Raw genomic sequence first — 21,169 nt, 5'->3', positions numbered from 1 at the left:
CCATGACGACGACCACCGAGACCCCCGCCGCCGCCACCGGCGAGACCGTCCTCGACGCCAGCGGAGTCACCATGCGGTTCGGCGGCCTCACCGCCGTCAACAACGTGGACCTCACCGTCAAGAGCGGCGAGATCGTCGGACTCATCGGCCCCAACGGCGCCGGCAAGACCACCTTCTTCAACTGCCTCACCGGCCTCTACATCCCCACCGAGGGCCAGGTCCGGTACAAGGGCACCGTCCTGCCGCCCAAGTCCTTCAAGGTCACCGCGGCCGGCATCGCCCGCACCTTCCAGAACATCCGTCTCTTCAACAACATGACGGTCCTGGAAAACGTCCTCGTCGGACGCCACACCCGCACCAAGGAAGGCCTCTGGTCCGCCCTCCTCCGCCTGCCCGGCTTCCACAAGGAAGAAGCCGCCAGCCGCGAGAAGGCCCTCGAACTCCTCGAGTTCATCGGACTCGCCCACAAGGCCGACCACCTCGCCCGCAACCTCCCCTACGGCGAACAGCGCAAGCTCGAAATCGCCCGCGCCCTCGCCAGCGAACCCGGCCTCCTGCTCCTCGACGAGCCCACCGCCGGCATGAACCCGCAGGAAACCCGAGCAGCCGAAGAACTCATCTTCGCCATCCGGGACAAGGGCATCGCGATCCTCGTGATCGAGCACGACATGCGCTTCATCTTCAACCTCTGCGACCGCGTCGCCTGCCTCGTCCAGGGCCAGAAGCTCATCGAAGGCACCGCCACCGAGGTCCAGAGCGACGAGCGCGTCATCGCCGCCTACCTCGGCGAGCCCTTCGAGGCCCCCACCGAGGAAGCCGCCGCCGAGACCGCAGCGGACGAGGCCCCCGAGGCCGAGACCGCCGACGCCCCGGAGGCCGACGCCGACACCCCCGGCACGGACACCGACGCCGCCGAGGAGAGCACCACCAGCACGGACGGAGAAGCCAAGTGACCGCACTGCTCGAGGTCGAAGACCTCAGGGTCGCCTACGGCAAGATCGAGGCCGTCAAGGGCATCTCCTTCAGCGTCGAAGCCGGCCAGATCGTCACCCTCATCGGCACCAACGGCGCCGGCAAGACGACCACCCTGCGCACCCTCTCCGGGCTCATCAAGCCCAGGGGCGGCCAGATCAAGTTCAACGGCAAGAGCCTCAAGAAGGTCCCCGCCCACGACATCGTCTCGCTCGGACTCGCCCACTCCCCCGAGGGCCGGCACATCTTCCCCCGCATGTCGATCGAGGACAACCTCCTCCTCGGCGCCTTCCTCCGCAAGGACAAGGAAGGCATCCAGAAGGACGTCCAGCGCGCCTACGACCTCTTCCCCATCCTGGGAGAGCGCCGCAAGCAGGCCGCCGGCACCCTCTCCGGCGGCGAGCAGCAGATGCTCGCCATGGGCCGCGCCCTCATGTCGCAGCCCAAGCTGCTCATGCTCGACGAGCCCTCCATGGGCCTCTCTCCGATCATGATGCAGAAGATCATGGCCACCATCTCCGAGCTCAAGGCCGCCGGCACGACCATCCTCCTGGTCGAGCAGAACGCCCAGGCCGCGCTGTCCCTGGCCGACCAGGGCCACGTCATGGAGATCGGCAAGATCGTCCTCTCCGGCCCCGGCCGCGAGCTGCTGGTCAACGAGGACGTCCGCAAGGCGTACCTCGGCGAGGACTGACCCCGCCCCGGCACTCCGAAGGCCCGCCTCCCCTCGGGGGGAGGCGGGCCTTCGGGCGTCTGTGCTCCCGCGTACGCCGAAGGCCGCCCCGGAACGATCTCCGCGGCGGCCTTCGCTTGCGTACGAACGGCCCTACTGGCCCTTCGCGGCCTTCTTCTCCTCGGCGTCCTCGATGACCGCCTCCGCGACCTGCTGCATCGACATGCGCCGGTCCATCGACGTCTTCTGGATCCACCGGAACGCCGCCGGCTCGGACAGCCCGTACTGCGTCTGCAGCACGCTCTTCGCCCGGTCCACCAGCTTCCGCGTCTCCAGCCGCTGCGAGAGGTCCGCGACCTCCTTCTCCAGCGCCTTCAGCTCCGCGAACCGCGACACCGCCATCTCGATGGCCGGCACCACGTCGCTCTTGCTGAACGGCTTCACCAGGTACGCCATCGCACCGGCGTCCCGGGCCCGCTCCACGAGGTCGCGCTGCGAGAACGCGGTCAGCATCAGCACGGGAGCGATGGACTCCCCCGCGATCTTCTCCGCCGCGGAGATCCCGTCCAGGACCGGCATCTTCACGTCGAGGATCACGAGGTCGGGCCGGTGCTCGCGCGCGAGCTCGACGGCCGTCTGCCCGTCCCCGGCCTCGCCGACGACGGAGTACCCCTCCTCCTCCAGCATCTCTTTGAGGTCGAGCCGGATCAGCGCCTCGTCCTCGGCGATGACGACACGGGTCGTCAGCGGCGGAACATGCGACTGGTCGGCGTCAGCGGGGGTGGGAGTCTCGTCGGGGGCGGTCACGCGGGGGCTCCTCTTTGCGGGGCAAGCACTGCTCCCCTGAGCCTACCTAGCTCCTGTAAGGTGGTCTCACACGGGGCTGCATTCAGCCTTCGTTTCTTAGGCCCCAGTACTCCAACTGGTCAGAGAGGCCGCTCTCAAACAGCGGACAGTGTGGGTTCGAATCCCACCTGGGGCACATTCCCTTGGATTCCAAGGTCGCGACCGAATCGCGTCGTTTTCGCCTTTCCGAGCGAATCTCGACCGAACGCCCTGAATCCGCGGTCGCGCCCCCGCCAGCGTCGTGCGCATGTACGACATCGATACCCGGCACCGAGCCGTGGCCCTGCTCGACGAGGGTCGCAGCCTGAACTCCGTCAGCAAGGAGACGGGCATTTCTCGGGCCGCCATCCGTGCGTGGCGCGACAGACTCGCCCCGCTCCCACGCATCGCAGGCGCTCCATGCGCAGCACCCGCGGACCCCGCCGCCTACGCATATCTGCTGGGCCTGTATCTGGGTGATGGCTGCATCAGCGCGCAACCACGGGGTGGGCACCAGCTGCGTATCGCGTGTGCCGACGCCTGGCCCGGGCTCATCGACGCATGCCGTACGGCCATCACCGCTGTCCGCCCCCAAGCGAGTACGTACGTCCTCCAGAAACCCGGCTGCGTCGCCGTTACCAGCTACGGACGACATTGGACCTGCCTCTTCCCCCAGCACGGCCCGGGCAAGAAGCATGAGCGACACATCGCCCTCCATCCCTGGCAACGCGTGATCGTGGAGGAGCACCCCTGGGAACTCGTCCGAGGCCTGATCCACTCCGACGGGTGCCGGATCACCAACTGGACCGTCCGCAACGGCAAGCGGTACGAGTACCCCCGGTACTTCTTCACCAACCTGTCCGGCGACATCATGCGGCTCTTCACGGACACGCTGGACACCCTGGGCGTCGCATGGCGGTACGCGAACAGCCGCAACGTGTCCGTGGCCCGGAAGGCGTCGGTGGCGCTCATGGATGCGCACATCGGCCCGAAGTATTAGGCGTGCAGGGTGCCTTCGAGGATCGTCACCGCTCGGCCGGTGAGTTCGACGCGGTCTCGGCGTACGGCGGTGTGGACGAGGCCGGTGCGGGGGGAGGCCTGGAGGCCGGTGAGGGTGGGGCGGTCGAGGCGGGCGGCCCAGTGGGGGGCGAGGGCGGTGTGGGCGCTGCCGGTGACGGGGTCTTCGGGGATGCCGTTGGCGGGGGCGAAGAAGCGGGAGACGAAGTCGTAGCCGCGGGTGGGGTCCTGGGCGAGGGCGGTGACGATGATGCCGCGGATGCCTTCGCGGGTGGTGAGTGCGGCGATGGCGTCGAGGTCGGGGGTGAGGTGGCGGACGGCCTTTTCGTCGGTGAGGTGGACGAGGAGGTCGCCGAGGGGGCCGGTGCGGTAGGTGGGGCCGGGGATGGTGCGGAGGGCCGCGTCCAGTCCGTCGGGGGCGGGGGTCTGGGTGGTGGGGGCGGCGGGGAAGTCGAGGGTGATGGTGCCGTCGGCGTCGGCGTGGGTGGTGAGGGTGCCGTGGTGGTTGCTGGTGAAGCGGACGGTGCCGTCGAGGTGGTGGGTGGTGCGGAGTGTGTGGGCGGTGGCGAGGGTGGCGTGGCCGCAGAGGGTGGCTTCGACGGTGGGGGTGAACCAGCGGATGGCCCAGTCGGTGGGGCTGGGGGTGGGGAGGGCGAAGGCGGTTTCGGGGTGGTTGATTTCGGCGGCGATGTTCTGCATCCAGGTGTCCTGGGGCCAGGTGCCGGGTGGGAGGAGGAGGACGCCGGCGGGGTTGCCGCTGAAGGGGCGGTCGGTGAAGGCGTTGACGAGGTGGAAACGCATGGCGGGAGGTTAGTGGTCCTCGGGGCGGGTGGGGGCGGGCCAATTGGGTTCGGGTGGCCTGTTGGGTGAGACGGGTGCGGCCCGGTCCGAGGGGTGCTCGGCCGGGCCGTGGTGGTGTGGTGCGGGGTGTCGCGTCAGACGGGGTCGCCGATGTGGTGGACGCGGACGAGGTTGGTGGAGCCGGGGACGCCGGGGGGTGAGCCGGCGGTGATGACGACGGTGTCGCCGGGTGCGCAGCGGCCGATGCGGAGGAGTTCTTCGTCGACCTGGGCGACCATGGCGTCGGTGGAGTCGACGTGGGGGCCGAGGAAGGTTTCGACGCCCCAGGTGAGGTTGAGCTGGGAGCGGGTGGCGGGGTCGGGGGTGAAGGCGAGGAGGGGGATGGGTGAGCGGTAGCGGGAGAGTCGGCGGACGGTGTCGCCGCTCTGGGTGAAGGCGACGAGGAATTTGGCGTTGAGGAAGTCGCCGATTTCGGCTGCTGCGCGGGCGACGGCGCCGCCTTGGGTGCGGGGCTTGCTGCGTTCGGTGAGTGGGGGGAGGCCCTTGGCGAGTACGTCTTCTTCTGCGGCTTCGACGATTTTGGCCATGGTGCGGACGGTGTCGACGGGGTATTTGCCGACGCTGGTTTCGCCGGAGAGCATGACGGCGTCCGTGCCGTCGAGGACGGCGTTGGCGACGTCGGAGGCTTCTGCGCGGGTGGGGCGGCTGTTGTCGATCATCGAGTCGAGCATTTGGGTGGCGACGATGACGGGTTTGGCGTTGCGCTTGGCGAGTTTGATGGCGCGCTTCTGGACGATGGGGACTTGTTCGAGGGGCATTTCGACGCCGAGGTCGCCGCGGGCGACCATGATGCCGTCGAAGGCGGCGACGATGTCGTCGATGTTTTCGACGGCCTGGGGCTTTTCGATTTTGGCGATGACGGGGAGGCGTCGGCCTTCTTCGTCCATGATGCGGTGGACGTCGTGGATGTCGTGGCCGGTGCGGACGAAGGAGAGGGCGATGACGTCGGCTCCGGTGCGCAGCGCCCAGCGCAGGTCGTCGATGTCCTTTTCGGAGAGGGCGGGGACGGAGACGGCGACGCCGGGGAGGTTGAGTCCCTTGTGGTCGCTGATCATGCCGCCTTCGATGACGCGGGTGTGGACGCGGGGGCCGTCGACGGTGGTGACTTGGAGGGTGACGCGGCCGTCGTCGACGAGGATGCGTTCGCCGGACGTGACGTCGGTGGCGAGGCCTTTGTAGGTGGTGCCGCAGGTGTGGCGGTCGCCGGGGACGTCGGCGGTGGTGATGGTGAATGCGTCGCCGCGTTCAAGGAGTACGGGGCCTTCGGTGAAGCGGCCGAGGCGGATCTTCGGGCCTTGAAGGTCGGCGAGGATTCCGACGCTGCGGCCGGTTTCGTCGGAGGCCTTGCGTACGCGTTGGTAGCGCTCCTCGTGTTCGGCGTAGGTGCCGTGGCTGAGGTTGAGGCGGGCGATGTCCATTCCGGCTTCGACGAGGGCTTTGATCTGCTCGTACGAGTCGGTGGCGGGGCCCAGGGTGCAGACGATTTTCGCTCGGCGCATGGGTCGAGCGTATGCCCTACCGAGCGGTAGGAAGGGGGGTCCTGGTGTCTGCTCAACAACCTTTGGGTGAAAGGGTGTTGACAATTGTTGAATGGGCGCGGGGGTGCTCTGATGAGCACCCCCGCGGGCTTGTCGGCCGGGGTGTCAGAGTGCGGGCGGGGTCATGGTGAAGCGTGCGTTGACGGAGGCGTAGACGGTCTGGCGCTGGGGTTCGAGGTCGAGGGCGGGCGGGGGTTCGGCTTCGGTGGCGCCGAAGGCCATGGTGCGGAAGCGGCCGGCGGGGGCGGCGGCCATGGCGACGGGGCGGGCGTCGTCGGCGCCGAGGTCGGCGAGCTCGACGAGGGCGGCGAGTTGGGCGCCGAGGGCGTTGGCGTATTCGCGGGCGCGTTGGACGGCTTCGAGTACGGCTTGTTTGCGGGCTTGTCCGTGGGCCGGGGAGTCGGGGCGGAGGGCCCACCAGGGTCCGTCGACGTGGGTGAGTTCGAGGTCGGCGAGGCGGGTGGTGAGTTCGCCGAGTGCGGTGAAGTCGGCGAGTTCTGCGGTGATGTGGACGCGGCCGTGGTAGGCGCGGATGCGTTCGCCGCGGCCGTGGCGGGTGAGTTCGGGGGTGATGGAGAAGGCGCCGGTTTCGAGTTTTTCGACGGCGTCGCCGTAGCTTTTGACGAGGTCGAGTACGGCGGTGTTGCGGCGGGTGAGGTCGTCGAGGGCGCTGCGGCGGTCGGTGCCGCGGGCGCTGACGCTGATGCCGATGCGGGCGATTTCGGGGTCGACTTCGAGTTGGGCTTCGCCGCGGACGGCGACGCGCGGGACTTGGGGGGTTCCGTAGGGCTGGGGCGTGGCGTCCTGGTCGGTCATGCGGTCCACTGTCGCACCGTCGGGGCGGGGAGGTCGGGTGTGCGGGGTGGTCATCGGATCGCAACCTGGCGGGGGTGTTGCGTGCTGTTGGTCGTGGGCCAGAATCTACGCGCGTTATCTACGCGCATTGCATTGCCTCACGAGGGAGAAGACATGCCGTTCGATCGCAGGACGTTCCTGGGCACTTCGGCCGCCACGGGCGCGGCGGTGGCCCTGGCCGGTCCGGCCGCTTCCGCTTCCGCTTCCGAGCCGGTGCCGGCGGGCCGTCCGGTGAAGCGGTACGCGTTCACGGTGATGGGGACGACCGATCTGCACGGGAATGTCTTCAACTGGGACTACTTCACGGACAAGGAGTTCGACGACAAGGCGCACAACGACGTGGGTCTGGCGAAGATCTCGACGCTGGTGGAGCAGGTCCGGGCGGCGAAGGGGCGGCGGAACACGCTGCTGATCGATGCGGGTGACACGATCCAGGGCACGCAGCTGTCGTACTACTACGCCAAGGTGGACCCGATCACGGCGCGGCGTGGTCCGGTGCACCCGATGGCGCAGGCGATGAACGCGATCGGCTATGACGCGGCGGCGCTGGGGAACCACGAGTTCAACTACGGCATACCGGTGCTGCGGAAGTTCGAGGAGCAGTGTGACTTCCCGCTGCTGGGGGCGAACGCGCTGGATGCGAAGTCGCTGCGGCCGGCGTTTGCGCCGTACAGCATGCACCGGCTGCGGACGCCGTGCGGGCGGGACGTGAAGGTGGCGGTGCTGGGTCTGACGAATCCGGGGATCGCGATCTGGGACAAGCAGAACGTGCAGGGGAAGATGGTGTTCCCGGGTCTGGAGGAGCAGGCGGCGAAGTTCGTGCCGCGGCTGCGTTCGATGGGTGCGGACGTGGTGATCGTGTCGGCGCATTCGGGTTCGAGTGGTACGTCGTCGTACGGTGACCAGCTGCCGTACATCGAGAACGCGGCGGGTCTGGTCGCGGAGCAGGTGCCGGGGATCGACGCGATCCTGGTGGGTCACGCGCACACGGAGATCCCGGAGTACCGGGTGAAGAACAAGGAGACGGGCAAGGAGGTCGTGCTGTCGGAGCCGCTGAAGTGGGGGCAGCGGCTGACGCTGTTCGACTTCGAGCTGGTTTTCGAGCGGGGCCGCTGGTCGGTGGAGAAGGTCTCGGCGCAGGTGTTGAACTCGAACACGGTGCCGGAGGACCCGAAGATCACGAAGCTGCTGTCGGACGAGCACGCCAAGGTGGTGGCGTACGTGAACCAGGTGATCGGCACGTCGACGCAGGCGATGTCGGCGGCCGAGGGTCCGGTGAAGGACGTTGCGATCATCGATCTGATCAACCACGTGCAGGCGGACACGGTGAGGGCGGCGCTGGCGGGTACGGAGTTCGCCGCGCTGCCGGTGCTGTCGCAGGCGTCGTGCTTCTCGCGGACGGCGGCGATCCCGGCCGGGCAGGTGACGATCCGGGACGCGGCGGGCCTGTATCCGTTCGAGAACACGCTGGAGGCGCGGCTGCTGACGGGTGCGCAGCTGAAGGACTACCTGGAGTACTCGGCGAAGTACTACGTGCAGACGGCGCCGGGTGACGCGGTGGATCCGGCGAAGCTGACGAACGCCGACGGTACCCCGGACTACAACTACGACGCGGTGTACGGGCTGTCGTACGAGATCGACATCGCGCAGCCGAAGGGTTCGCGGATCGTGGGGCTGTCGTTCCAGGGGCGGCCGGTGGATCCGGCGGCGCAGTTCGTGCTGGCGGTGAACAACTACCGGGCGTCGGGCGGCGGGAACTTCCCGCATGTGCCCGGTGCCCGGCAGCTGTGGGCGAACTCGGACGAGATCCGTAACACGATCATTTCGTGGGTGAAGGCGAAGGGGACGGTGGACCCGGCGCAGTTCGCGTCGGTGGACTGGAAGCTGACCCGGGCGGGTGTGCCGGTGTTCTAGGGTCCGGCGGTCCCCGGGCGGTACGGCCGTCAGGGGTGTTCGACGAGTGGGAGCAGCTCCCCCGCGGTGTGCGGGCGGGGCTGCTCTCGCGTTTCGAGGCCGAAGGTCGTGAAGGCGGTGCGTTCGGGGAGGGGGTAGGGGTTGGTGCCGGTGAGGGTGTTGAGGATGCGGGCGCTGCGCCATGCGGCGAGGCCGAGGTCGGGGGCGCCGACGCCGTGGGTGTGGCGTTCGCCGTTCTGTACGTAGATGTGGCAGCCGGTGGCGGTGATGGTGCGGTCGAGGAGCATGCGGTAGTCGGCGTCGATGCGGGGGCGGCCGGTGGCGTCTTTTCGGAGGTAGGGGTCGAGGCCGGCGAGGAGGCCGGTGAGGGGGCGTTCGCGGTGGCCGGTGGCGAGGACGACGGCGTCGGTGGTGAGGCGGGAGCGGGTGCCCTGCTGGACGTGTTCGAGGTGGAGTTCGATCTTGGTGGTGGCGATGCGTCCTGCGGTGCGGACGGTGACGCCGGGGGTGAGGACGACGTCGGGCCAGCCGCCGTGGAGGGTGCGGCGGTAGAGCTCTTCGTGGATGGCGGCGATGGTGTCGGTGTCGATGCCTTTGTGGAGTTGCCATTGGGCGGGGACGAGGTGGTCGCGGACGTGTTCGGGGAGGGCGTGGAAGTAGCGGGTGTAGTCGGGGGTGAAGTGTTCGAGGCCGAGCTTGGAGTACTCCATGGGGGCGAAGGCGGGGGTGCGGGCGAGCCAGGTGAGGCGTTCGCGGCCGGCGGGGCGGGCGCGGAGGAGGTCGAGGAAGACTTCGGCGCCGGACTGGCCGGAGCCGATGACGGTGATGTGGTCGGCGCCGAGGATGCGGGTGCGGTGGTCGAGGTAGGTGGCGGAGTGGATGACGGGGACGGTGGGGGCGTCGGCGAGGGGTTTGAGGGGTTCGGGGATGTGGGGGGTGGTGCCGATGCCGAGGGCGAGGTTGCGGGTGTAGGTGCGGCCGAGGGCTTCGGCTTCGCCGTCGGGGTCGATCTGGGTGAAGTCGACTTCGAAGAGGGCGCGTTCGGGGTTCCAGCGGACGGCGTCGACGTGGTGGCCGAAGTGGAGGCCGGGGAGGCTCTCGGCGACCCAGCGGCAGTAGGCGTCGTATTCGGCGCGCTGGATGTGGAACTTTTCGGCGAAGTAGAAGGGGAAGAGGCGCTCCTTGTGGCGGAGCCAGCGGAGGAAGGACCAGGGGCTGGCGGGGTCGGCGAGGGTGACGAGGTCGGCGAGGAAGGGGACCTGGAGGGTGGCGCCGTCGATGAGGAGGCCGGGGTGCCAGCGGAAGTCGCGGCGTTGGTCGTAGAAGGCGGTGGAGAGCGGCTGGGTGCCGTTCGCGTGCGGTAGGCCGTGGGCGAGGGCGGCGAGGGAGAGGTTGGCGGGGCCGATGCCGATTCCGACGAGGTCATGGGGGGCTTCGGGCTGGGCGGTGGCGGTCATCGGGTTTTCCTCCAGGAGTTGGCGAAGCTGCGGGTGGCAGGACCGGCGGCGCGGCCGGTGTGGGTGCGCGGTTGTGCTTCGTGGGGCTGCCGGATGCGGCATGGGCGGGTGGCGCGGCGTCCGGGGCGCGCGGCGGTGACCGGTGGGTGGACCGAACGGCGGCGGCCTTCCGTGGCGGGGTCTGCGCCCGGGTGGGGATGGCGTCTGCCTGCTCCGGGGCGGGTTTGCCGGCGTCCCCGGTGGGCTTGGCCTGGTTGCCGGGGGTGCGGGCGGGGACGTGGTGGGAGATGCGGCATCCGGTCACCTCCTTGTCGGTGATGGCTGGGTCTGGTGGCGGCGGCCCTGTGCCGGTTCGGTGGCAGGCCCCTTGGTTGCGAGGGGGCGTCCGGTTACGGCTGGGTGCTGCCTTCCGGTGGGTCCAGGAGCTTGAGGAGGGTGTCGAGGTCGCCTTCGGTGGTGTGCGGGTTGAGCAGGGTGGCCTTGAGCCAGAGGCGGCCGTCTGCGGTGGCGCGGCCGAGGACGGCGCGGCCGTGGCGGAGGAGGTTCCGGCGGAGGGCGGCGAGGTCGTCGTCGGTGGCGCCGACGGGCCGGAAGAGCACGGTGCTGATGGTGGGCGGGGCGTGGAGTTCGAAGCGGGGGTGGGCTTCGAGGAGTGCGGCGAGGCGGTGCGCGGTGGCGCAGGTGCGGTCGATGAGGTCGGTGAGTCCGTCGCGGCCGAGGGCGCGGAGGGTGGCGGCGATCTTGAGGATGTCGGGGCGGCGGGTGGTGCGGAGTGAGCGGCCGAGGAGGTCGGGGAGGCCGGCTTCGGTGTCGTCGTCGGCGTTGAGGTAGTCGGCCTGGTAGGCGAGGGGGGTGAGGAGGGTGGGGTCCGGGACGGCGAGGAGGCCTGCGGCGACGGGCTGCCAGCCGAGTTTGTGCAGGTCGAGGGTGAGGGTGGTGGCGTGTTCGAGGCCGGCCAGTCGGTGCCGGTGGGTGGGGCTGAGGGCGAGGAGGCCGCCGTAGGCAGCGTCGATGTGGAGTTCGGCGTGGTGGCGGGCGCAGACGGCGGCGATCGTGTCGAGGGGGTCGATGAGTCCGGCGTCGGTGGTGCCGGCGGTGGCGGCGACGAGGTGGGGGCCGGGGGTTTCGGTGAGGGCGCGGTCGAGGGTGTGGGGGTCGAGGGTGCCGCGGGGGGTGGGGAGGGTGTGGGGGCGGGGCATGCCGAGGAGCCAGGTGGCGCGGGGCAGGGAGTGGTGGGCGTTGGCTCCGTGGACGAGCTGTACGGGTGCGGTGTGGCGTTCGCGGGCGAGGAGGAGGGCGAGTTGGTTGGCTTCGGTGCCGCCGGTGGTGACGAGGGCGTCGGCGGTGGGGGTGCGGAGGATCGCGCGGGCGAGGGTGCGGGTGACGAGGGTTTCGATCTCGGAGGCGGCGGGGGCCTGGTCCCAGGAGTCGAGGGAGGGGTTGAGGGCGGTGGCGGCGAGGTCGGCGGCGGTGGCGACGGCGAGCGGGGGGCAGTGCAGGTGGGCGAGGCAGTGGGGGTGGGCGGGGTCGGCGGCGCCTTCGGCGAGGGTGCGGACGAGGGTGGTGAGGGCCTCGTGGTCGCCGGTGCCGTGGTCGGGGAGTACGTCGCCCAGGGCGTCCCGTACGCGGTGGGCGACGGTGTCGGGGCCGCCGGCGGGGAGGGGGCCCCGGCGGGTGCGGGCGCCTTCTTCGAGTGCGGTGAGGACGGTGTCGAGGAGGGGGCGCAGGGCTGCGGGGCCGGCGGGGCCTCCGGCGAGGGGGGCGGGCATGGGGGTTCCTCCGGGTCGGACCGGGGCGGGGACGGTCCTCCGGTCAGCCCAACGAGGGCACCCCGGTCGGGGTAACCGGTGCCGGCCGGCGGGGGGTGGGGGCGGGGCTGTGCCCCGGGGGCCGTGCGGCTGCGGATGCCCGTGCCGGGGCGGATACGGCCGTGCCCGAGGGGCGGTAGGGCTGTGGAGCCAGTGCCGGGCGGCGGATACGGCCATGCCCCAGGGGCGCAGCCCCGCGGGGGCCGGGGCGCAGCCCCGCGGGGGCCGGGGCGCAGCCCCGCGGGGGCCGGGGCCGAGCCTCGGGAAACGGAGAAAGGGTGGGGGGCTGCCTCGCTGCGGTGACCGACCGCGCCGGGCCCGAGTCCGGCGGGGTCGGGGGCCGGCCCGCGCAGGCGGGGTCGCACCAGGTCGCGGGGGCGGGCGCCGGGCCCGGCCGGCGCGGACCGTGGGTCCGCGCGGGCCGGGCCCGCCGGGGCGCCCCGCGGGAGGGTCAGCCGGTTTCGCGGATGCGCAGGGCGCGGGCGAGGTCGTCGAGCTGGTCGACGAGCTTGCGGCGGAGCGCGGGGACGAGGTCGGTGTCCTTGAGGCAGGTGCGGCCCGCTTCGAGGGCTTCGGTGTCGACGGCGTGGACGGGGAAGGCGTGGCGGCCGGCGGCTTCGGCCATGGCGGGGCCGCGGCGGTCGGCGAGGGCGACGGCGTCGGCGTAGTAGCGGGTGACGTGGTCGCGGGTGAGGTCGGCCTGTTCGGGCTGCCAGAAGCCCTGGGCGGTGGCGGTGAAGAGGTAGTTGGAGAGGGAGTCGTCCGCGAACATGCGCTGCCAGGCGGCGGCTTTGGCCTCGGGGTCGGGGAGTGCGGCGCGGCAGCGGGCGGCGCCTTCCTGGCCGGTGGCGCTGGGGTCGCGGTCGAGTTCGGCGGCGATGTCGCTCTCGCCGACGGCGCCGAGTACGGAGAGGCGGGCGAGGATGCGCCAGCGGAGTTCGGGGTCGAGTTCGGGGCCGCCGGGGACGGTGCCGTCGGCGAGCCAGGCGGCGATGGTGTCGGGCTGGGTGGCGGCGGCGATGAAGGCGCGTACGGCGGTGAGGCGGAGGCCGGGGTTGTCGCCGTCCTCGGTGCGGCGGATCAGGTCGCGGCAGATGCCGGTGATGGTGGCGAGGGCGAGGGGCCGCTGGGCGGGGGTGACGTACCGGTCGGCGATGTGGGTGTGGGCGAAGGCGAGGACGCCCTGGACGAGGGCGAGGTCGGTTTCGCCGGGGAGGTGCGCGCGGGCGGCTTCGAGGTAGGCGAGGGGGGCGAGTTCGCCGTCGCGGACCATGTCGCGGGCGGCGTTCCAGACCACGGCCCGGGTGAGGGGGTCGGGGATGCCGGAGAGGGCGCGCAGGGTGGTGTCCCAGGAGGCGGGGTCGAGGCGGACCTTGGCGTAGCTGAGGTCGCCGTCGTTGAGGACGATGAGGGCGGGGCGGCGGCCGAGTGCGGAGATGACCTCGCCGGTGGGTACGTCGACGCCGAGGCGGTCGCGGAGTTCGAGGCGGCCGGGTGCGCCGGGTACGTCGTCGTAGGTGCCGACGGTGATGTGGTGGGGGCGGGAGCCCTGGTGGCCGACGGTGAGGGTCCAGCCGCCGTCGCGTTCGTCGACGCGGGGGGTGAGGGTGTCGACGCCGGTGGTGCGGAGCCAGGAGTCGGCCCAGGTGTGGACGTCGCGGTCGGTGGAGGCGGCGAGGGAGTCGACGAAGTCGGCGAGGGAGGCGTTGCCGAACTTGTGCCGGGCGAAGTGGGTGTTGATGCCGGCGAGGAAGTCGGCTTCGCCGAGCCAGGCGACGAGCTGGCGGAGGGCGGAGGCTCCCTTGGCGTAGGAGATGCCGTCGAAGTTGAGGAGCGCGGAGGCGGTGTCGGGGACGGCGTCGGGGTCGGGGGCGACGGGGTGGGTGGAGGGGCGCTGGTCGGCGTCGTAGCCCCAGGCCTTGCGGGAGACGCCGAAGTCGGTCCAGGTGTCGGTGAAGCGGGTGGCTTCGGTGAGGGTCTGGTAGCCCATGTACTCGGCGAAGGACTCGTTGAGCCAGATGTCGTCCCACCAGCGGAGGGTGACGAGGTCGCCGAACCACATGTGGGCCATCTCGTGGGCGATGACCATGGCGCGGGTCTGGCGTTCGGTGTCGGTGACGGCGGAGCGGTAGACGAACTCGTCGCGGAAGGTGACGAGTCCGGGGTTCTCCATGGCGCCGGCGTTGAACTCGGGGACGAAGGCCTGGTCGTACGAGTCGAAGGGGTAGGGCTCCGCGAACTTCTCGTGGTAGCGGTCGAAGCAGTCCTTGGTGATGCCGAGGATCTCGTCGGCGTCGGCGTCGAGGTGGGGGGCGAGGGAGCGGCGGCAGTGGATGCCGAAGGGCAGGCCGGCGTGCTCGGTGCGGATGCTGTGCCAGGGGCCGGCGGCGACGGCGGCGAGGTAGGTGGAGATGAGGGGGGTGGTGGCGGCGCGCCAGGTGCCGGCGCCGTCCTCGCGGTCGGCGGTGCGTTCGGTGATGCCGTTGGCGAGGACGGTCCAGCCGCGGGGTGCGGTGACTTCGATGTCGAAGCGGGCCTTGAGGTCGGGCTGGTCGAAGGCCGCGAAGACGCGCTGGACGTCGTCGAGGAAGAGCTGGGTGTAGACGTACGTCTCGCCGTCGGTGGGGTCGGTGAAGCGGTGCATGCCCTCGCCGGTGCGGGAGTAGCGCATGGCGGCGTCGACGCGGAGTTCGTGGGGGCCTGCGGTGAGGGCGGTGAGCGGCAGGCGGTTGCCGTCGAGGAGGGCGGGGTCGAGGGGGTGTCCGTCGAGCGTGGCGGAGCGCAGTTCGGCCGGTTTCAGTTCCACGAAGGTGTCACCGGCGGTGTGTGCGGTGAAGGCGATGACGGTGGTGGAGTCGAAGGTCTCGTCGCCGGTGGTGAGGTCGAGTGCGATGGAGTACCGCTGTACGTCGAGGAACCGGGCTCGGGTCTGCGCTTCGTCGCGCGTCAGTACGGACATGGCCCCCATGCTGCCCGAAAGGGCCCCCTTGACGGCAGGGGCCCCGGGGTGGTCCGGGTCTCGGGGGGGGACCGGGTGGTCCGGGCGTGCGGGCCGGGGGTCCGGGCCTGCGGGCCCGGCCTGCCGCCGCCTAGTCGTCCTGGTCGGCGGCGATGGTCTCGTGGTGGCGGATGACCTCGGCGATGATGAAGTTCAGGAGCTTCTCGGCGAAGGCGGGGTCGAGCTTGGCGTTCTCGGCGAGCTGGCGGAGGCGGGCGATCTGGCTGGCCTCGCGGCCGGGGTCGGCGGGCGGCAGGTGGTGCTTGGCCTTGAGGTGGCCGACCTGCTGGGTGCATTTGAAGCGCTCGGCGAGCATGTGGACCACGGCCGCGTCGATGTTGTCGATGCTGTCCCGCAGTCGGGACAGTTCCTCACGGACGTTCTCGTCGATGTCGCTGGTGTTCATGGGGCCTGAGCCTACCGGCGGGCGGGGATCCGATCATCGGCGAATCGGTCTGTGAGACGGGTACCGGCCAGGGCTGCTCAGAGGGGCAGCAGGGCGGTGACCAGCCAGCCCCCTTCGGGGGTGGGGCCGGCCGTGAGGGAGCCGCCCATGGCCTCGGCGCGTTCGGTCATGCCGGCGAGGCCGAAGCCGCCGCCGCGGGCCTGGTCGGCGAGGCGGGCGGGGTGGCCGCCGTCGTCGGCGACGCGCACTTCGAGTCCGGTGGGGACGGTGCGTACGCCGATGCGTACGGCGGTGGCGCCGGCGGCGTGTTTGGTGATGTTGGTGAGGGCTTCGAGGACGATGCGGTGGGCGGTGGCGGCGACGTCGCCGGGTACGCGGCTGTCGAGGCCCTGTTCGATGTGGAGGGCGACGGGCGGGCCGGTGGCCGAGAAGCGTTCGGCGAGTTCCCTGATCTGTGCGAGGCCTGCGGCGGGGGCGGTGCCGGGGCCGGGGCCGTCGTCCTCGCGGAGGATGCGGACGAGGCGGCGCATGGCGCCGAGTGCCTCTTCGCCGGCGCTCTGGATGCGGTCGAGGGTACGGGCGGCCTGTTCGGCGTCGGCTCCGGTGAACCGGGCGGCGCGGGCTTCGACGACGATGCCGGTGACGTGGTGGGCGACCAGGTCGTGGAGTTCGCGGGCGAGTTCGAGGCGCTCGGCGGTGCGTACGGCGCGCAGTTCGCGGACGCGCTGGACGGCTTGGAGGCGCAGCAGCAGGGAGTAGGCGGCGACGACGACGGTCAGGACGGAGAAGAGGAGGGTGAAGCGGCCGGGGTCGAGGTCGCGGACGGGGACGGCCGTGCAGCCGGCGCCGAGGAGGGGGCCGAGGACGGCGGCGGTGCGGGCGGGGGCGCGGAGCAGGACCTGGGAGAGGAGGACGAGGAGGGCGGCGGCCTCGCCGATGCCCCAGACGCTGAGCGGGCGGTTGAGGGCGATCAGGGTGATCGTGGCGGTCCAGGTGACGGTCGCGGCGAACCAGGCGCGGCCGATGAGGGGCAGGCCGGGCCAGGGGGCGGCGCTGAGGCAGACGAGGAGTCCGGCGCCCCAGACGACGGCGTGGGGGACGGTGGGCTGGCCGGCGAGGGCGATGCCTTCGAGGGTGACGAGGGCGAGCAGGACGAGGGGGAGGGCGAGGCGGGCGCCGTCGGCGGCGCGGCGGTGGCGCCGGGCCCAGCGGGCGACGGGGCTCACGGGGTGCCCGCGGCCAGTCCGCTCTCCCAGGCCCAGGCGGCGATCTCGACGCGGTTGCGGGCGTCGAGTTTGGTCTGGACGTTGGCCAGGTGGGTCTTGACGGTGGAGAGGGACACGTAGAGCTCGGCGGCGATCTCGGCGTTGGTGCGGCCGCGGGCCAGACAGCGGACAACTTCGCGTTCGCGTTCGGTGAGGGGTTCGGCGGGGCGGCGGGCGGCCTCTGCGGCGGGGGTGCGGGGGGCCATCTCGCGGAGCAGGCGGACGGTGATGGCGGGTGAGACGAGGGAGTCGCCGGCGGCAGCGGCGCGGACGGCCTCAACCAGCATGGCCGGGCTCGCGTCCTTGAGGAGGAAGCCGGAGGCGCCGCCGTGCAGGGCGGCGTGGACGTATTCGTCCAGGTCGAAGGTGGTGACGATGACGATGCGCGGGGTGGTGCGGCCGGCGAGCCGCCGGGTGACTTCGAGGCCGTCGAGCCGTGGCATGCGGATGTCGAGGAGGAGGACGTCGGGCTGGTGGCGTTCGACGGCGGCGAGGGCCGCCTCTCCGTCGACGACGTCGTCGAGGACCTCGATGTCGGGCTGGCTCTCCAGGATCATGCGGAATCCGGTCCGGACCATGTCCTGGTCGTCCGCGATGACCACTGTGATCGCCATGGGTTGCCTGCCCCTGTGTCGCCCGTCGTCAGCCAGTTCCTCCCATGGGACCGGGGGGCCGGACGGCCCGCAACCGCAGCGGGGGCCGTGGGGAGGGGCGTACGGGGCCGGGACGGGGCGGTGCCGGCTCCGCGGTGCCGGGTTCGAGGGTAGGCGGGGGCGGGGCGGGGTGCCTCGTCCTTCCGGCCGGTTCTCGGCCGGCCGGAAGGACGGGGGTGGGTGCCCCGCGGGGGGCCCGGTGCGTGGGCGCCGGCGGGTCCGGGGGTGGCGGGCGGCCGGGCCGGGGACGGGAGCCCGGCCGCCCGGGGCGGGGACCGCGGGGTCCCCGCGTACTGCGGGATCCGGGGGGTGCCGGGGAGTCACGGGGTCCGTGGGCTCCCCGGGGTCCGCGGGTCCGCCGGGGTCAGAGGCCCGCGGCCGCGCTCTTGATGGCCGCGGCGAAGGTGGAGACCTCGGTGTAGACGCCGGGGTAGCCGGCGCGGGCGCAGCCCTCGCCCCAGCTGGTGATGCCGACCTGGATCCAGGCGCCGGCGGCGTCGCGGCGGAACATGGGGCCGCCGGAGTCGCCCTGGCAGGTGTCGACGCCGCCCTGCGGGAAGCCGGCGCAGATCTCCTCGCCCTTGATCAGGGAGGAGCCGTACGCGGCGGCGCAGTCGGTGTCGGAGACGAAGGGGACGTCGGCCTTGAGGAGGTAGCGCTGCTGGGCGCCGCCTTCGCGGGCGGCTCCCCAGCCGGCGACGGTGAAGGTGCCGCTGTTGTACTGGGTGGTCTCGGCGATCTTGAGGGTGGGCAGGTTGATGGGCTGGGCGAGTTTGATCAGGGCCCAGTCCTTGCCGTTGCCGTTGTAGCCGGGGGCCTGGAGGACCTTGGTGGAGCGGACCTTGATGGCGCTGGCGCTGCGCAGGTCGACGACGCCGGCGGTGGCGGTGATGGAGGTGTTGTTGCCGGAGCCGCTGACGCAGTGGGCGGCGGTGAGGACGATCTGCTGGGTGTAGAGGGCGCCGCCGCAGCCCATGGAGAGGCGGACCATCCAGGGGAATTCGCCCTGGGCGGCGCGGACGCCGCCGACGACGGGCTGGGGCGCGGCGGTGGCGGTGGCGGGCTGGAGGCTGAAGGCGGCGAGCGCGACGGCGGCCGCGGCGAGGGTGCGCCTGACGAGCCGGCGGGCGAGGGAGCTCTTCCGGTTCCGTATGGAGTTCAACACACTGCCTTTCGTGGGGGGTGGGGCCGTGCGTGGCCAGTCCGCGCGGACCGGCCGGACATGACGCGCCCATGTCACATCGGCGCGCGCGGCGGCGGCAAGAAGGGGTTTTCGGCCAATCACGGACGGAGGCGGACCGGGTGAACCGGACCAGCGCGATCGAGCACGGCTTCCCCCACCTGGAGACCGTGCGCGCGGCGGTCACCGCGCTGTACCGGCGGCTGTCCGCGGACGGGGTCCGCTCGTACGCGCCCGCCTTCGCCCCCGCCGACGCGGCGTTCTCCCCCGAGGACGACCTGTACCTCGGCGCGCAGCGGGTGGCCTCCGCCCTGGTCCGGCACTTCCGGCTGCCCGACGCCCGCGTGGTGGTGTCCTTCCGGCGGATGGAGGAGGCCGCGAGCGTCGAACCGGCCGCGGGCCCGGAGTACTTCGTCGAGCTCAACGACCGCTTCCGCGAACACCGCCGGGACGTCGCCGCCGCCCTCGCCCACGAGATCGCCCACGTCTTCCTGCACCGCCTGGACCTGGGCTTCCCCGGCACCCGCGCCAACGAGATCCTCACCGACACGGCCACGGCCTACCTCGGCGCCGGCTGGCTGCTGCTCGACGCCTACCGCGAGGACGCCCTCACCCACCAGAAGCTCGGCTACCTCACGCCCGAGGAGTTCGGGTACGTGCTGGCGAAGCGGGCCGACCTGCTGGGCGAGGACCCCTCCCCCGCCTTCACCAGCCCGCAGGCCTGGCCCGCGTACCTGCAAGGCCGCGAACTCGCCCGGCGGGACGCCCGGCAGGCCCCCCTCGCCGCCGCGCCCTGGAACGAGCGGCGCAGGTACGCGCGCGAGCGGCGCAGGTACGCGCGCGAGCGCCGCCACGCGCTCGCCCGCCCGGGGGAACCCCACGCCCCCGCCGGGCTCCCGTACCGCTTCGAGGGCCCGGCGGGCGCACCCCGGGTGACCTTCCCCTGCCCGGTCTGCCACCAGCGGGTGCGCGTCCCGGTACGCGGCCCCGTGCGGGTCCGCTGCGGACTGTGCCGCAGCCCGCTCGACTGCGAGACGTGAATCCGCCGGGCGCGGTACGGGAGTTCGGCCGGCACGATGCGCGGGTCCCCCGATCCGGTGACGGCGCTCCGCGGACGTTGATCCTTCCGGGGCGCATGCGGCGCGTGAGGGCGCGTGCGACCTGGGGCGTGCTGCCGGAACCCGCCCGGAGCGGTGTCGGGGATGCGGCCGAATGCGCTACTCCTGGATACGGAGAGTGAGAGATCCACCTCAAGGAGTAGTCGTAATGTCTGTAGACGCGGGGGCGGCGACCCCCTCGGTGACCGCCCACCAGATCCAGCTCAGCCTCAGCACCGCGGCCGCCCGGAACCTGGCGACCACGACCAAGTCCGAACCCCAGATGCAGGGCATCAGCTCGCGCTGGCTGCTGCGGAAGCTGCCCTGGGTGCACACGCCCGGCGGCGTCTACCGCGTCAACCGCCGCCTGTCGTACGTCGTCGGCGACGGCCGCGTCACCTTCGTCAAGAGCGGCTCCCAGGTCCAGGTGATCCCCGCCGAACTCGCCGAACTCCCGCTGCTGCGCGGCTTCGACGACCCCACCGCGCTCGGCGCCCTGGCCGAGAGGTTCGTCCAGCGGGAGTTCGAGCCGGGCCAGCTCATCGTCCAGGCCGGCGCCCCCGCCGACCACGTCTACCTCGTCGCGCACGGCAGGATCGAGAAGGTCGGCCGGGGCCCGTACGGCGAGGAGGCCGTGCTCGGCCGCCTCGGCGACGGCGACACCTTCGGCGGCCACACCCTGGCCGACTCCGACGGCGTCGTCTGGGACTACACCGCCCGCGCCGCCACCTCCGTGACCCTGCTCGCGCTCCCCCAGGCCGCCTACCAGGCGGTCGCCGACCAGTACCAGGGCCTGCGCGCGCACGTCACGCAGCAGCGGAACACCAGCGGCTCGAACGGCTACAAGACCAACAAGGCCGGCGAGAAGGCCATCGAGCTGAGCGCCGGCCACGTCGGCGAGGCGACGCTGCCGGGCGCCTTCGCGGACTACGAGCTCACGCCCCGCGAGTACGAGCTGAGCGTGGCCCAGACGGTCCTCAAGGTGCACAGCCGGGTCGCCGACCTGTACAACCACCCGATGAACCAGACGCAGCAGCAGCTGCGCCTGACCATCCAGGAGCTGCGCGAGCTCCAGGAGTACGAGCTGGTCAACAACCCGGAGTTCGGGCTGCTCAACAACACCGACTTCGACCAGCGCATCCAGACCCACTCGGGCCCGCCCACCCCGGACGACCTCGACGACCTGATCAGCATGCGGCGCGGCACGCAGTACCTGTTCGCCCACCCGAAGGCGATCGCGGCCTTCGGAAAGGAGTGCAACAAGCGCGGCCTGAACCTCGGCAACGTCGACGTGGACGGCCACCACATCCCGGCCTGGCGCGGCATCCCCATCCTCCCCTGCGGGAAGATCCCGATCTCCGACCAGCACGCGTCCTCGATCATCGCGGTGCGCACCGGCGAGGACAACGAGGGTGTGATCGGCCTCTACCAGACCGGCCTGCCGGACGAGGTCGAGCCCAGCCTGAACGTCCGCTTCATGGGCATCGACGAGCGGGCGATCATCTCCTACCTGGTCACCGCCTACTACTCCGCCGCCATCCTCGTGCCCGACGCCGTCGGCGTGCTGGAGAACGTCGAGGTCCGTCCGCGCGCCTGAGTCGGGCCGCCCCGCGGACGCCGCCCTCCGCCCACGGACGCCACCCTCCCCCG

Annotated in this window: 17 protein-coding genes and 1 tRNA gene; 7 read left to right on the top strand and 11 right to left on the bottom strand. The window is 71.7% G+C overall.

Features of this window, described 5'->3' with window-relative positions:
• The first annotated feature begins 2 nt into the window (after positions 1 to 2).
• Complete coding sequence (locus ACIF6F_RS02475) at positions 3 to 953, top strand: ABC transporter ATP-binding protein (protein WP_399940045.1); 951 nt, start codon at positions 3 to 5, stop codon at positions 951 to 953.
• Complete coding sequence (locus ACIF6F_RS02470; protein ID WP_399940042.1) at positions 950 to 1,666, top strand: ABC transporter ATP-binding protein; 717 nt, start codon at positions 950 to 952, stop codon at positions 1,664 to 1,666. Before ACIF6F_RS02475 ends, ACIF6F_RS02470 begins: the two co-directional genes overlap by 4 nt.
• A 132-nt stretch (positions 1,667 to 1,798) precedes the next feature.
• Here ACIF6F_RS02470 and ACIF6F_RS02465 read toward each other — a convergent pair whose 3' ends face one another.
• Positions 1,799 to 2,452, bottom strand: coding sequence for an ANTAR domain-containing response regulator (locus ACIF6F_RS02465; protein WP_399940040.1), 654 nt, complete (start codon positions 2,450 to 2,452; stop codon positions 1,799 to 1,801).
• Positions 2,453 to 2,552: 100 nt separating this feature from the next.
• Here ACIF6F_RS02465 and ACIF6F_RS02460 point away from each other — a divergent pair.
• Both ACIF6F_RS02460 and ACIF6F_RS02455 read left to right on the top strand, forming a co-directional pair.
• A tRNA-Leu gene (locus tag ACIF6F_RS02460) sits at positions 2,553 to 2,627 on the top strand.
• Positions 2,628 to 2,738: 111 nt separating this feature from the next.
• Positions 2,739 to 3,470: a transcriptional regulator gene (locus tag ACIF6F_RS02455; protein WP_399940037.1), complete on the top strand. Its 732-nt coding sequence runs from the start codon at positions 2,739 to 2,741 to the stop codon at positions 3,468 to 3,470.
• Here ACIF6F_RS02455 and ACIF6F_RS02450 read toward each other — a convergent pair.
• The 3 genes from ACIF6F_RS02450 to ACIF6F_RS02440 all read right to left on the bottom strand — a co-directional run bounded on the left by ACIF6F_RS02450 (position 3,467) and on the right by ACIF6F_RS02440 (position 6,702).
• Positions 3,467 to 4,288 carry a PhzF family phenazine biosynthesis protein gene (locus ACIF6F_RS02450; RefSeq protein ID WP_399940034.1) on the bottom strand — a complete coding sequence of 274 codons (822 nt, stop codon included), beginning with the start codon at positions 4,286 to 4,288 and terminating at the stop codon, positions 3,467 to 3,469. The two genes, ACIF6F_RS02455 and ACIF6F_RS02450, sit on opposite strands and share 4 nt — an antisense overlap.
• A 134-nt stretch (positions 4,289 to 4,422) precedes the next feature.
• Complete coding sequence (gene pyk / locus ACIF6F_RS02445; RefSeq protein ID WP_399940032.1) at positions 4,423 to 5,847, bottom strand: pyruvate kinase; 1,425 nt, start codon at positions 5,845 to 5,847, stop codon at positions 4,423 to 4,425.
• 144 nt (positions 5,848 to 5,991) lie between these two features.
• The gene (locus ACIF6F_RS02440) at positions 5,992 to 6,702 is read right to left on the bottom strand and encodes an SIMPL domain-containing protein (RefSeq protein WP_399940030.1); all 711 of its coding nucleotides are present in this window, start codon (positions 6,700 to 6,702) and stop codon (positions 5,992 to 5,994) included.
• 153 nt (positions 6,703 to 6,855) lie between these two features.
• Between ACIF6F_RS02440 and ACIF6F_RS02435 the strand changes: the two genes are divergently transcribed.
• Entirely contained in the window at positions 6,856 to 8,655 is a 1,800-nt protein-coding gene (locus ACIF6F_RS02435; protein ID WP_399940550.1) for a bifunctional metallophosphatase/5'-nucleotidase, read from the top strand.
• 29 nt (positions 8,656 to 8,684) lie between these two features.
• Here the strand turns inward: ACIF6F_RS02435 and ACIF6F_RS02430 are convergent, their stop codons facing one another.
• The 7 genes from ACIF6F_RS02430 to ACIF6F_RS02400 all read right to left on the bottom strand — a co-directional run bounded on the left by ACIF6F_RS02430 (position 8,685) and on the right by ACIF6F_RS02400 (position 18,404).
• Complete coding sequence (locus ACIF6F_RS02430) at positions 8,685 to 10,112, bottom strand: lysine N(6)-hydroxylase/L-ornithine N(5)-oxygenase family protein (RefSeq protein ID WP_399940027.1); 1,428 nt, start codon at positions 10,110 to 10,112, stop codon at positions 8,685 to 8,687.
• A 389-nt stretch (positions 10,113 to 10,501) separates the two neighbouring features.
• Complete coding sequence (locus ACIF6F_RS02425) at positions 10,502 to 11,881, bottom strand: pyridoxal phosphate-dependent decarboxylase family protein (protein ID WP_399940025.1); 1,380 nt, start codon at positions 11,879 to 11,881, stop codon at positions 10,502 to 10,504.
• Positions 11,882 to 12,371: 490 nt separating this feature from the next.
• Positions 12,372 to 14,879 (bottom strand): aminopeptidase N, encoded by a 2,508-nt coding sequence (gene pepN / locus ACIF6F_RS02420; RefSeq protein WP_399940022.1) that lies wholly within the window; start codon positions 14,877 to 14,879, stop codon positions 12,372 to 12,374.
• Positions 14,880 to 15,009: 130 nt separating this feature from the next.
• Positions 15,010 to 15,324, bottom strand: coding sequence for a chorismate mutase (locus tag ACIF6F_RS02415; protein ID WP_399940021.1), 315 nt, complete (start codon positions 15,322 to 15,324; stop codon positions 15,010 to 15,012).
• A 77-nt stretch (positions 15,325 to 15,401) separates the two neighbouring features.
• Entirely contained in the window at positions 15,402 to 16,550 is a 1,149-nt protein-coding gene (locus ACIF6F_RS02410) for a sensor histidine kinase (RefSeq protein ID WP_399940018.1), read from the bottom strand.
• Complete coding sequence (locus ACIF6F_RS02405; RefSeq protein ID WP_399940015.1) at positions 16,547 to 17,203, bottom strand: response regulator; 657 nt, start codon at positions 17,201 to 17,203, stop codon at positions 16,547 to 16,549. Before ACIF6F_RS02405 ends, ACIF6F_RS02410 begins: the two co-directional genes overlap by 4 nt.
• A gap of 403 nt (positions 17,204 to 17,606) precedes the next feature.
• A complete protein-coding gene (locus ACIF6F_RS02400; RefSeq protein WP_399940013.1) occupies positions 17,607 to 18,404 on the bottom strand; it encodes a serine protease in 798 nt (265 codons plus the stop codon).
• Positions 18,405 to 18,544: 140 nt separating this feature from the next.
• Here ACIF6F_RS02400 and ACIF6F_RS02395 point away from each other — a divergent pair, with 140 nt between their 5' ends.
• A complete protein-coding gene (locus ACIF6F_RS02395) occupies positions 18,545 to 19,462 on the top strand; it encodes a hypothetical protein (RefSeq protein ID WP_399940011.1) in 918 nt (305 codons plus the stop codon).
• A 226-nt stretch (positions 19,463 to 19,688) separates the two neighbouring features.
• Entirely contained in the window at positions 19,689 to 21,116 is a 1,428-nt protein-coding gene (locus ACIF6F_RS02390) for a family 2B encapsulin nanocompartment shell protein (protein WP_399940009.1), read from the top strand.
• Positions 21,117 to 21,169 lie beyond the last annotated feature (53 nt).

This window comes from Streptomyces sp. NPDC086023 (genome assembly GCF_044540325.1).
Taxonomy (GTDB): Bacteria; Actinomycetota; Actinomycetes; order Streptomycetales; family Streptomycetaceae; genus Streptomyces.
Note: the sequence above shows the minus strand (reverse complement) of the source record. Positions and strands in the feature narration are given on the sequence as shown.